This window comes from Tritonibacter mobilis F1926 (genome assembly GCF_000376545.2).
Lineage (GTDB): Bacteria > Pseudomonadota > Alphaproteobacteria > Rhodobacterales > Rhodobacteraceae > Epibacterium > Epibacterium mobile.
In genome coordinates this window covers 14366-27257 of sequence record NZ_CP015231.1, presented here as the reverse complement: position 1 = coordinate 27257, position 12892 = coordinate 14366, and the positions used below count along the sequence as shown (strand labels likewise).

At 51.4% G+C, this 12892-nt stretch carries 9 protein-coding genes and 1 pseudogene; 5 read left to right on the top strand and 5 right to left on the bottom strand.

What is annotated here, in order from left to right:
* The first annotated feature begins 63 nt into the window (after positions 1-63).
* Together K529_RS15585 and K529_RS23120 are read left to right on the top strand one after the other, a co-directional pair.
* Positions 64-834, top strand: a complete 771-nt coding sequence (locus K529_RS15585; protein ID WP_005613753.1) for a rhomboid family intramembrane serine protease — start codon at positions 64-66, stop codon at positions 832-834.
* Between the two features lie 27 nt (positions 835-861).
* The gene (locus tag K529_RS23120) at positions 862-1248 is read left to right on the top strand and encodes a GFA family protein (protein ID WP_005613751.1); all 387 of its coding nucleotides are present in this window, start codon (positions 862-864) and stop codon (positions 1246-1248) included.
* Between the two features lie 183 nt (positions 1249-1431).
* On the opposite strand, the gene K529_RS15580 is transcribed toward K529_RS23120, so the two are convergent.
* Complete coding sequence (locus K529_RS15580; RefSeq protein ID WP_005613750.1) at positions 1432-2217, bottom strand: inositol monophosphatase family protein; 786 nt, start codon at positions 2215-2217, stop codon at positions 1432-1434.
* A gap of 187 nt (positions 2218-2404) precedes the next feature.
* Positions 2405-3310 (bottom strand): LysR family transcriptional regulator, encoded by a 906-nt coding sequence (locus K529_RS15575; protein WP_005613748.1) that lies wholly within the window; start codon positions 3308-3310, stop codon positions 2405-2407.
* A gap of 157 nt (positions 3311-3467) precedes the next feature.
* Here K529_RS15575 and metF point away from each other — a divergent pair, with 157 nt between their 5' ends.
* Complete coding sequence (gene metF, locus K529_RS15570) at positions 3468-4337, top strand: methylenetetrahydrofolate reductase [NAD(P)H] (protein WP_005613746.1); 870 nt, start codon at positions 3468-3470, stop codon at positions 4335-4337.
* A 58-nt stretch (positions 4338-4395) separates the two neighbouring features.
* Positions 4396-4638 (top strand): annotated as a pseudogene (locus K529_RS15565) (PaaI family thioesterase); the annotation flags it as partial.
* 48 nt (positions 4639-4686) lie between these two features.
* Here the strand turns inward: K529_RS15565 and K529_RS15560 are convergent.
* Positions 4687-5493 (bottom strand): hypothetical protein, encoded by an 807-nt coding sequence (locus K529_RS15560; protein WP_040641574.1) that lies wholly within the window; start codon positions 5491-5493, stop codon positions 4687-4689.
* 318 nt (positions 5494-5811) lie between these two features.
* On the opposite strand from K529_RS15560, the gene K529_RS15555 reads away from it, so the two are divergent.
* Positions 5812-7170, top strand: a complete 1359-nt coding sequence (locus tag K529_RS15555; RefSeq protein ID WP_005613740.1) for an SIR2 family protein — start codon at positions 5812-5814, stop codon at positions 7168-7170.
* Between the two features lie 124 nt (positions 7171-7294).
* On the opposite strand, the gene K529_RS15550 is transcribed toward K529_RS15555, so the two are convergent.
* Together K529_RS15550 and K529_RS15545 are read right to left on the bottom strand one after the other, a co-directional pair.
* On the bottom strand, positions 7295-7834 hold the full coding sequence (locus K529_RS15550; protein ID WP_005613737.1) for a DUF4376 domain-containing protein: 540 nt from the start codon (positions 7832-7834) through the stop codon (positions 7295-7297).
* A gap of 12 nt (positions 7835-7846) precedes the next feature.
* Entirely contained in the window at positions 7847-12889 is a 5043-nt protein-coding gene (locus K529_RS15545; protein ID WP_131665010.1) for a phage tail protein, read from the bottom strand.
* Between the last annotated feature and the right edge of the window lie 3 nt (positions 12890-12892).

The following is a 12892-nucleotide window of genomic DNA, read 5'->3' as shown; positions in this document are numbered from 1 at the left end:
GACATATCGCCCAAACCTCCCATTTCGCTTGACCTCCCCGCGTCAACGGCTCAGCGTCAGCGCATGTTTCCACTGCGCGACCACAACCCATCTGGCCGAACGCCCTATGTCGTCTATCTGCTGATGGCAGCCAATATTCTTGGCTATCTTTGGTATTCCACGAGCTTCCCCACCGACCGCAGTATGGCGTTGTTCTACGCCACTTTCGCTGCTGTCCCGCGCGAGATCATGATGGAGGAGGCACCGCTCACCTTGCTCACCTCCATGTTCATCCATGGCGGTATTATGCATCTGGCCGGCAATATGCTGTTTTTGTGGATCTTCGGCGACAATATGGAAGACGAGATGGGCCATCTACCCTTCTTGTTGTTCTATCTCGTCTCAGGTGTCGGCGCGACACTCGTACATGTGATGTCTGCACCAATGTCCAATGTCCCCTTAGTCGGAGCATCCGGTGCGATCGCGGGCGTCATGGGTGGCTATCTCTTGATGTTCCCAAAGGCGCGCGTCGATATATTGATCATTCTGATCATCTTCTTTCGCATCATTCCCATACCCGCCTTCATCATGCTCGGGCTCTGGCTTGCAATGCAGTTTTTTGGTGGCCTCAATGCCGATCCGAACCTTGGTGGCGTCGCATACTGGGCACATGCTGGCGGCTTCTTCATCGGACTGGCGCTTACGGTTCCGCTCTGGCTCAAACGCGGCGGGCCCAGGTACTGGTCTCGCACACATGGCCAGCCCCCTCACCCGGAAACCACCTATAGTGCAAGCCGCATCCCACGGGTGGCCAGAAATCTCCCACGTCGCCCCAGTGGACCATGGGGCAAGTAACATAAACTTCTGCCAAAGGAGGCGTACATGGAACACCACACCGCCAGCTGCCACTGTGGCGCGGTCGAGATTACTGCCGCTTTTCCGCAGGGCCTCGCCTCTGCAAGCCGTTGTGATTGTTCCTTCTGCCTGCGCAGGGGCGCGGCAGCCGTCACCGCCCATGCAGACACAATAGAACTCTTGCGCGGAGGCGATAATCTGAGCCTCTACACTTGGGGCACACACACTGCGAAACATTATTTTTGCAAGACCTGCGGCATATACGTCTACCACCAACGCCGCTCAAACCCGTCCGAATGCGGCGTAAACCTCGGCTGTATCGACGCGGGCAATCCGCGCACCCATGCGCAAACATACGGCGAAATTCATTGGAATGACGGGGTTAACCACCCTTCAGACCGGACGACCGATTAGTGCAGCCCTACGTTTTCACCTTTTGCAAATACCTCCGCCGGAGGCATCCGACAGGAGACACGAACGACGCACCTCTGGCGCACCAAAAGCACCTGCGTTCAACGAAAAACACCCCGCTGCGGTATGACGCAATCGGGGTGTCTTCAAATCCTGTCGCCACCTTAAGGCAGCCAAGCAGCCTTATCAGCCGCGGATTACCTTGGTGAAGTTCTCAAAAATCGGCTCGTTGGCGCAAATCACGTCACCGCTCTCGATGATTGATTCATCGGCGTCCAAGGCTTCGCACAGACCGCCCGCCTCTTTGACGATGATGATCCCAGCCGCCAGATCCCACGCGTTCAGGCGGCGTTCCCAGAATCCCTCGTAACGACCCGCAGCCACATAGGCCATATCAAGCGCCGCCGCACCCCAACGCCGCACCCCGGCACAGGCAGGCATCAGACGCGCCAGATCATGCAGAGTTTCCGGCAGGTCGGCACGACCTGCAAAGGGCAGACCAGTGGCAAAAATCGACTCGATCATGCGATGACGGGCAGAGACGCGAATGCGGGTCTCATTCATCCATGCACCCGCGCCTTTTTCGGCAAAGAACATCTCGTCTTTGGCGGCGTCGTAAATCACCCCGGCAACGATTTTGCCTTTATGCTCCAGCGCGATGGACACTGCCCAGTGGGGCAGACCGTGCAAAAAGTTGGTGGTGCCATCCAAGGGGTCCACGATCCAACGACGCGTTGGATCTTCACCGGGGGTTTCGCCCCCCTCTTCAGCAAGCCAGCCATAGGTGGGGCGCGCGCCCATCAACTCGTCTTTGAGGATCTTCTCGGCGGCGATATCCGCGCGGCTCACAAAATCTCCGGCCCCCTTGGTGGAGACCTGCAGGTTTTCCACTTCGCGGAAATCCTTCACCAGGGAACGGCCTGCCTTGCGAGCGGCCTTGATCATCACGTTGAGATTTGCGCTACCAATCATTGTACGAGCTGTCCTTGCGGGGGAGATGTCGGTCAAAGGGTGCCCATACACGGGCTGGCCGCAGTTGCCAAGAGGCCAAGCCCTGTTGCGAGGAAGTTTCAGCCATGCACTGGGCGCATAAGAACGACGACGACAATGTGCCCCCGCATCTAAAACATCGCTCGTACAGGCCCAATAGCAGGCGGGCCTATTGCAGTTGCAGCTTGCGTGCTTCGACACGTGCGAGGCGGATCAGCTCTTGCATAAAGGGCTTGCTCTCATCATCGCTGCGAATGGCTGCAAAAAGCCTGCGGGTAATGCCCTCTTTGGTCAGCGGGCGCGTGACGTAATCCGAGGAATATTTCACTTCACGCACCACCCAGTCCGGCAATACCGAAACACCGCGATTGGAGGCCACGAGCAAAAGGATCACCGCCGTCAGCTCGACCTTGCGAATGCTTGCAGGCTCCACCCCGGCCGGGATCAGAAGCTGGCTGAACACATCAAGACGCGTGCGCTCCACAGGATAGGTAATGAGCGTCTGACCGCGAAAATCTTCTGCCTCCACATAGGGTTTGGAGGCAAGCGCATGCTGGGCAGAGGCCACAAACACCGGATTGTAATCAAAGAGCTCAATGAAGGTGACACCGGACATATCCTCGGGATCGGATGTGACCACCAGATCCACCTCCTCGCGCATCAACGCAGGCATCGCCTCAAAGGCCAAACCGGGACGGATGTCCACATCCACATCACCCCAGCTCTTGCGAAACCCCTCAAGCACCGGAAACAACCATTCAAAACAGGCGTGGCATTCAATGGCGATATGAAGCCGCCCCGCCTCGCCGTCACGCAGGGCAGAGAATTCTGCCTGTGCCGCTTCGACCTGTGGCAAGACCTGTTCCGCCAGCCGCAACAGGCGCAACCCCGCTGCCGAGAGTTTCATCGGCTTGGAACGGCGTAGAAACAACTCTACCCCGGCCTGTTCTTCCAGACCTTTAATCTGATGGCTAAGCGCGCTTTGGGTGATGTTCAGCTGATCCGCAGCCCGCGCCAATCCTCCCGCCTCATGGATCGCCTTGATGGTGCGCAGGTGACGAAACTCGATATGCATACTTCGATCCGCCTCATGTTGTTCTTGAGAAATATGAGTTTGATTCACTGATAGCTCTCATGTGAAAAGGGGTCAAACCTGATGCGACACAAGTGACGCAAAACACGACATTCCGAGCGCGCGACCAAGGGCGCTCCGCCTCCGAGGAGCCACGACAGTGACCACGCCAGAGATTTCCTTTGAATTCTTCCCGCCCAAAAACCTCGAAGCATCCTTTCGGCTTTGGGACACGGTGCAGTCTCTGGCACCGCTGGCACCGCGCTTTGTGTCCGTCACCTATGGTGCGGGCGGCACCACCCGCGAATTGACCCGCGATGCAGTGACGACGCTGCATAAGAACTCCGGCCTCAAGGTTGCGGCGCATTTGACCTGCGTGTCTGCAACGCGACAGGAAACCCTCGACATTGCGGATCAATACGCCACGGCGGGCATCACGGATATTGTTGCGCTGCGCGGTGACCCGCCGAAAGAACAGGGCCGTTTCACCCCGACTGAGGATGGCTTTGGTTCTTCAGTGGAACTGATCGAAGCGCTGGCGGCCAAGGGTAAATTCAACCTGCGCGTCGGGGCCTACCCTGAGAGCCACCCTGAAGCTGCCAGCCAGCAGGCCAATGTGGAGTGGCTCAAGCGCAAACTGGACGCCGGAGCCGATGAGGCGCTGACGCAATTTTTCTTTGAGGCCGAGAGCTTCTTCCGCTTCCGCGATGCCTGCGCCAAGGCAGGCATTGACACCGATCGCATCACTCCCGGCATTTTGCCGATCGAGAACTGGAAAGGTGTGCGCCGCTTTGCCGAAGCCTGTGGCACAACCATTCCGGCGTGGCTCGATGAGGCCTTTGAGAAAGCACAGCGCGATGATCGTTGCGACCTACTGGCGACGGCACTTTGCAGTGAACTCTGCACTGAACTTCTGGATGGCGGTGTGAAGAAGCTGCATTTCTACACGTTGAATCGCCCGGAACTGACCCGCGATGTGTGCCACGCACTTGGTGTAAAATCCAAAGCGCGCCTGCAGAACGTCGCGTAACACTTGTTGAGCCCATGGCGCCCTCCTAGCGTTTGCACAACGCAGACTGGAGGACGTCATGTCAGTTGCAAAATCCCCCACGGACCTGATGCCGCTCTCTGAGGTCGCGCAGATCTCTGGTCTTGATTTTATGACCGGCATCCTTGAAGGCCGCCTGCCCGGCCCGCCGATTGGCGAAACACTTGGCTATCACCTGAAGAGCGTTGAGCCGGGCCGTGTGGTGTTTCGCGGCACACCCGAATTCAACGTCACCAATCCGATGGGCACCGTGCATGGCGGGTGGTACGGCACGCTCTTGGATAGGTGAGGCAATAAGGATACCATTGCCTCAATTCACCACTTGCTGATATCACGTACGATTAAAAGCGTTGTCCTGTTCAAGATACCTGCGGTGAACTGCCTGTATATCCTTCTGATAATCATCAATATTTCCAATCTTCAAACTTGTTTGCTGATCAAGCTGCAACGCAGTTCTAACGGTATCCGGAGTCACTGGCGGAAGTATTCCTTCGCGGGAATACCGAAACAGTGATATCACAATAGCTTGCACTAACGCCCACTCTACAGCTCGGACCCTCATTGGATTCCCTTCGCCCCAATACTGAATGAGCTTTCTAGGCTCAAACTGCGCCAGTAAACGTTGCGTAGATGACTGATATAATTGCAGAAAACGCACTACGCGTTGTGCTACATCTACGTTGTCATGAAACTCGATTACTTGCTCCAAAGTTCGATATGTTTCCTCTGACAATCGCAGTTTTACTGCACTTTTATCCAGCAGTGAGTGTGGTTTAGTAAGGTCACTTTGAATGCTAGGATATTCTACCGTAAGACGAACTCCCTCCGTGCAAGCTTTGCTCATCTCAGCCAACGCCAACGGCAACCTAGCCCTTGCTGCTAATAGCTTCCGTTTTCGGCTATCTTCGTCTTTCTCGCGCTGGCTGGCAATGTTTGAGAACACCCCAGCAACTGCGAACGAAGCAACAACCAGCGACAAGGAAGCGGAAACCACGAACGTATAGTGTTTTGTGAACCCCACAAAAAAGTCATCATCGAACACCACCCCAAGAACGCAGGTAAAAATGATGCCGATAGCTAACCCCATCGGCGTGTTAAGTAAGTACGAACAAAAATGCTTAAAAAGCGGGTATCTCAATGCGCGAACTCCTACAGACCAGACGACTTACCAGATTGGTATGCGTTCCGAGTCTCTCAGCCAACCCACCAACCGTTGAGATGCCCATGGAGCACATGCAGGAGTGCAGATTTCTTCAATCAAATGTCACGCCGCTCTTCTAGGTGGTGCAATAGGCATACCACTTCCTTGACCGTGGACCAGCATAATAGTGTCTACGACCATCCACGAACCCAAGTGAGTGGGTCTCTTACTACCTCAATCTCAGAGTTTACTAGTTTGCATGGTCGGCATAGTAATAGAAGGCGTTCATATGTAAGAACTATTTGGAGTAACATCTTGGACTACGAAGAGTACAAAGAACATCTTCGTGCTGACATTGCAGCACAAATTGAAAAACTTTGTTGCCAGCCAGTTCTCTTCGTGGGTGCAGGTCTTTCAAGGCGATACTTCAACGCGCCTAGTTGGACTGAACTGTTGCAACAACTAGCGAACGAATGTCCACTAATCGACAAAAGCTATGCTTACTACGCTCAATCTTGTGAATCGCCTCCACAAATAGGAAGTATCTTCGCCGAAAAGTATCGCGAATGGGCTTGGGGTACAGGAGAGAACAACTTTCCAAAGGAACTGTTCGACGCAGATGCCCCGGCAGATTCATTCTTGAAGCATGCAATTTCTTCAATAATAAAAGAAAAAACCCCCGATCACCTATCAGACATTGACGAGAATTGGTTTAAAGAGATTTCGGCACTTCAACAAATAAAACCGCACGCGGTGCTTACAACCAACTATGACACATTTCTTGAGAAAACATTTCCCAACCACACTGTAATTGTTGGCCAGTCCGCACTCAAAGGAATGCCTTTCACTGTCGGTGAAATATTTAAGATTCATGGCTGCGTAGATGAAATTTCAGAAGTAATCATCACTCAAGAAGATTACGATAAATTTCATAAAAAGAAGAAATTCATTGCTGCGCGTCTGCTCTCTCTATTCAATGAACATCCAATGCTAATTGTCGGCTATGGCGCAAGTGATCCCAACGTTAGAGCGATCCTGTCGGACATAGACGAAGCGCTTGCGCTACCGGGATCGCTTATCGATAATATATACTTTATCGAATACGACCCGGAAGCAGAGAAAAAGACCTCATATGCTTCTGAGAAGCTAATACAGATTGAGGAAAACAGAAGTGTACGAGTTAAGCTGATCGTCACGTCGGACTTTGAGTGGGTATTTGATGCATTCAAGTCTCCTGATGCTTTAAGTTCAATCCCCGCCAACTTGATGAGAGCGATTCTCGCACGCTCATATGAGTTATCCAGAACTGATACGCCGAAAACAAAGCTTGAAGTTGACTTTCAATTTCTAGAAGGAAAGCTAGAGAATCAAGAAGAGTTTGCGAAACTGTTGGGCATCACAACAATTCATGATGCTTCTAAAACAGCACTTCATTTTCCTTACTCGATCACAGAACTTGGACAACTTCTTGGAGGTAATAGTTGGCACAAAGCTGACCAGCTAATGAAGATAGTTCTACGGGACACAGGTTTTGATATGAAGGCGTCCGACACTAAGTTTCAACAATCAAATAAAGTAAATAAAACAGTATTTCACAAGTACTCTGAACATGCGTTAGAACTTCTCAAAAAGGTAGAAACCCATCAGAAATGTGATCCGCAGTGGCTTGACTGATTTTTTACAAAAAGCCCCGGTGATCAGATCACCGGGGTTTAGCTTGGGCTAATAAACGTAACAATGTCACTCACTCACGAACATGAAAATGTTACCTCAGAACAAGACATTTTAAACGATTCTTTCACGGCCAATACTCATCGTCAGCATAAGTGCTTGTGATAACAGGTAAATCTTTCAGCGCCCTGCCTGCCATGAAGTGCGCAGTGACATGATTACCAGCGGTTTTGCTCATACTGAACATACTGGCTGCATCCAGTTCGAGCTTGGTGTTATCCGCCGTGATCCAACTGAACGGCTCTGGTCCACCGTGCCAGTACAGATCACCCGCAACAGCACCCATCGCCAAAGCGGTGCCCGCCATCGCGCCAGCCCCGGTGATGTTCTCCTTTGATACAGCGTCAAAATCGATCATCTTGCCGTCGAACACAAACCCCGCTGCAATCCGCCTGTCACGTTCTGCATCAACCATTTGCTTGGTGACAACTACAGCACGTGACACCACACCGTTGGCCACAATCCAATCCGCCGGATTATCGATGACCTCAGAAGTTTCGATGTGCGGGTTTTCCGGTGTGGAAGCAGCAGGCAGATATGCCGCCTGCCCCTTCGCTGTTGATATGCCTCTTCCCGTTGCGGGGTCATAAAATAGTATTTGTTTCAATATCCTTTCCTCTTACTTCATCGGCCAAAAAACGTAGCTGATGGTGTGATTTCCACTTGTGGCCTTCGGGCGTCCTTTAGCTACAAAGACCTTCACGTCGGAACCAATTTGGTGGTTGTCCACTTCTTTGCTGAAGTTGGACCCGCTCACCGTCCAAAGACCCGGTCCAAGAGCAGGCAGTTCCACACCGTTTGAAACGTGGATGGTCCCGCTGACAGAAGGTGACTGTGACAATACGCCCGCTGTCAGCACGCCACTCCCTTCGACCACCAGCTTCACGAGTCCGGCGCTGCCCGGTTGGCCTCGCATCGAGTCCGACGTGTTGTAACCGCCTGCGCCGCCCCCCCCGATTGTTATCCTGATTTTCGTGGCTGCTGGCGGCAGAACATAATCATTTATTGTCGTCAAAGGACTGCCCCGGCCTGCCTCACCAGTTTCACGGCCATTGCCTGACCCGCCAACGCCGCCATTGGCGTATGGGCTGACTTGGCTGTACCGCCAGCTTGCAGTTTGCTGCCCACCGGGGTCGCCGAATGATGACTTGTTGCCCCCGCTGCCGCCCGATCCAGAACCACTTTGCCAAGTTTCGAGCACGTTGTTGTTGTCATCCAACAATTCGACCACCGTGGCAGCGCCGGGCGAGCCATGTTGTCCGTTATAGAACATGTCCGCGCCTGCCCCGCCGCCGCCACCACCACCAGCCAGCACAAGACTGCGTATGACGGTACTGGATGAATCCAGCGTGTAAGTACCCGATTGAGGGTAAGTACTCGTGGCCCCAGTATCAGAACTGATTTCAAATTGTGCGTTGCGGATCGTGAAGCTGTCTTTAACAACTCGAATATATTGTTCTTCATTACCATCGTTTCGGCCTGCAAAGAACCCGAACCCGGTATTTGACCCGTCGCGACCAAAGAATATGCCGCTGTTCGCATAATCGGATGCGCCAGTTTTTCCAATCGAAAGAGCGCCGTTCTCGCTGATCTGCAAAAGGCCATCAACGTCCATCTTGTTCGCTTTTACTGACCCATCCAGAAGGATACTTTCCGCCGCGATACGAGCCGCCGTGATGGAACCGCCTGTTTCAGCATCGGTCAAAGATGTCAATTCCAATAGCGCACTGTTACTTGTGCTGGCACGCATCACGATTGCGGCGCTTTGATTGCCCTCAATGTCCGAAATTGCCTTTTGGCTGATCTGCGTGCTGGCACCTTGTGTGATTTGCTTGACAGACACCCTGTGAAGCTTCCATTTCACTGGAAGGTCTTGCTTGCCCCCGTAATTTCCAGTCCCAAAGAAATATAGCGCCAGATATGAGCTATTCGGATTGGTCCCCGGATTAAAGCCATTAGGTTTGGTCATCTCAAATTCAACGGTCTGAATTACACCATTTTCATCTGACAGATTATCTTCAAAATAATAATATTGGTGTGCATTTGTGCCGCCGTCATCTGCTCTTATCCAACTTACCCTACTACATGCGCCGCCCCAATCACCGGAAATCTTTTCGACTTCCAGCGTGACACGCAATGCATCCAGCTTGTTTGCAGAAGGAAGTTCAAGTTCGTGATTTAGTGATGAATCTATTCGACAATATGGTCTGTTCGCGTGACCATCGTTTTGGTCCAGCACAACAAATTGTAGGGCGTTGTAATATTTTCCAGCAACTTTTGAAAAATAGCGATTGCCAGAGTTAATTCGTTCGTCACCAAAGCCTTCTGGCATGTTGATTGAATTATTCCAATCTTTTAAAACCGGGTTGCTGAAGTTTTCGCTGCTCATCGTTTTAGTCACGACGCCTTCGACAATAGCAGCCGCAGATGCAGAACCAGCAGCCTCTGCTGCCGACGTTGCCACTTCATTACGATATGTAAGTGCTTGGCTACGCGCTGTTTCAGCCGCATTCTTTGAACTATTTGCCGCAGATGCGGACTGAGCGCTATTATTCGCACTCGCTGCTGCACTTGATGCACTTGTTGAGGCCGCAGAAGCGTGGGTCGCAGCTATAGTGCTTTCCTCTGCATCCTCAAGATATGCAACATCAACAAGCGTATAGTTAGCTGTTGAAGATGCATAATTTACAATAACCACTGGATTGATCATCGCGGTTCCTGGACGAAACTGGTCACTATCCGCACCTTCGCCAGTAATTGTCCCGGTCATCTCATGCCAGTTACCGTCATCGGGCACGGTCATGCTCCCGGCTACGTATCTGTGTGTGCCTGCCCCACCAGTGATGCGATCACCGTTTTGGTCAAACGTATCCACACCCCCGTAGCATGTGGAGGTGCCGCCAACTGCTTTTACACGGACGATCATGCGATACGTGCGCGATGTATCGACTGGCATTTTATCAATCGTGCGTATCCACATTGCGGAGTCGATTTTGAGCGCGTTACCGCCTGTTGGACCGTTTGCCACGGTTACATTAGATGCATAATTGCCGTCGCCGCGATCTTGTTCCCATCCGTCTTTGCCGTACTCAAAAACGGGGTTCAGGCTACGTGCTATCATGTTGTCCCTGACACTCGTAGCCACACCCGCAGATGTTGCAGCCGCAGTAGCAGAACCAGACGCGTCATTTTTAGAAATAGCAGCTTGATCGCGGTAGGTCTTCGCAGTCCCAGCGTGCGTATTCGCAGCCAGCGCACTGTTTGCACTCGCTGCTGCCGATTGAGCGGAATTGTTTGCACTTATTGAAGCCTGAGACGCAGATGTCGCAGCAGCGCTTGCACTGTTGTTTGCAGACGTAGCCGCATTCTGCGCAGTTGTCTTAGCAGTGTTCGCACTGTTGGCATGAACCTGTGCGGCCTGTGCACTCGTGTTAGCCGCCTGTGCATGCGCGTTTGCTGATGAAACGTAGCCTTCCATGTCGGATTGCACGTTGTTAGCAAGGTGAGACCAAGTAATTGTATTTGCTGAGATATCACCACTCTTGATACCCAGTTCTAGCGCTGAAACGACAATAGAGCTACCAGCCGCAACAGAGCCATCCATGCCCACCGCATCGATCCAGAAATAATAGTTGGATATAGTGAGCGGGCTAACGATCATCTCAGTGCTGGCGGTAGTTCCATACAAGATGGCGTCACCGCGCACGTTGCTGGTTCCCATGTAGACCTTATAAGCACCCACCAACTGAGGCACCGCGTTTGACCACGCCAGCTTGACAGTGTTCATGCCAACTTCATAGCTCACACCAGAGACTGGCACCAAGTTCGGCATCTGATCAGCAAGCACCATCGCTCCCTGACTGATGTAGCCACGGCTATTTTCTGTTTTTACAAGAAATTGGTAGTCGTGCCCTTCGCTGTTAAAATCAGCCGGAATGTCAAAATGATCTTCAACTGTCTCACTTATCTTCACCCATTCACCAACGGCAGGACGCTTTGCCCAAATGTGATAGCGGCGCACGCTCGTTGTGTCTGGTGCAGTCCATGTAAGATAGCCGTTGTTCTTGTTGTCACCAATGCGGCTACCATCAGTCCAAGTAAGGTTGGATACGTTAGGAACGACTGTTCCCGGAATTACGATTGCTGGTTCAACGTAACTATCTTCCACGTTCCATGACAGGCTGTTCCAATCAAAGCGCTCTGCTTGAATGGTCGCGTTAAGTTCACTATCAATGCGGATACCCGTTATTTTAAACAATTCGTTGGTGATCTTGCTTGCAACTGAGTTCAGCTTGAAGATGTCACCAATTTCATGAACTAGTGCTTTGCGATCAATCTTAAACTTAATAGTTTTGCCAATGCGACTTTCTCTAACAATTTCTTCTGCTTTAGCAAGTGCACTTTGACGATGAGTGCCACCAAATAAAGTGTATGTGGTTTCGTTCGGCTTACCATTGTCTTCGGCAAGATATTGGACATGGGCAGCACTACCACGAACAGGCCATGACACACTGTCATTAGCATAATCCATACTTTCATTTTTGAACTTAACTTCGCAGCGATTGAAGCGCTCACTCGCACCAGCCACAGCAACTTCGATCTTACCCAATATATCGTTATCAGAATAAGTTGCAGTAATTAGGGTATCTTGTTCAACGTCACTTGCCGGATAGTCCAATTTGAGCTTGTAGATACCATTGGAGTAAACCAACTTTGCTTGAGCCATGGTTTCAAGTAATTGTTCAATTATATCTCTGCTTGGTGAAGATGTATCAATTACAAGATTACACTCGTAAAGTCTCAAATCACGCTTTGAAGGTAATGGTTCAACTTGACCGTCCTGAACAGGTCGCACGCCATTTACACGCCCGCGCACGTCAACATTGCTTGCAACAATTGTGTCACAAATTGCTTTCGCATGTCCGAATGAAGCTAAATCAACTTTGTTATCAGGCAGGCCACGCCCACCCTTTTCAATAGGTCTGGTAAGATAATCAGCAATCACTACCGCCGAATTGTTACTAAACGTGTAGTCGTTGCTGAACTTCCATTCACCATTATCATTGAAAATATCACGGACGCGAGTTCCGCGAATGTATGCTGTTAGGTTTGGAGTGCCAGAATATTCAGGGTCATCACGGTTCAACTTGTAAACTTGGGACGCCCAAGCCATCCCAGTAAATTTATTGGTATTACCAAGAGGCACATTGAAGGCCACCGCTGTAGGATCGGCAACACCGCCGTTTTTACTTAAACGAATGTGGTGAGAAAACTTGTGATAATCGTAGTTTTGGTCATCGACTTCAAAATCCAAAAATTCGTCAATATCGCCGTGACAGAATGCCTGCTGCACAACCATATATTCTTTTTTTGATCCGCCGTGATTACCCACACCCAAGTTGACTGCACGGTCTTCGAAACCAGATGGTGGTGCAACGATAGCACCATTATCCGCAGTGTGCACAACTGATCGCACCCCGCCTACTTTGGCATACCCATAAACCAGCGGTAAGTTAATAGCCTCACCATCTACCGGGACGTCAAAACCCTTCTGTTTGTCCATTTCGGCGTCAAGTCGAGCTTGCTGCTTCTTTGCTTTTCTACGGGAGTGCAAACCTGATACGATTGAGATAGCCGCCCCAATAATGAAATTGATTATCATGTC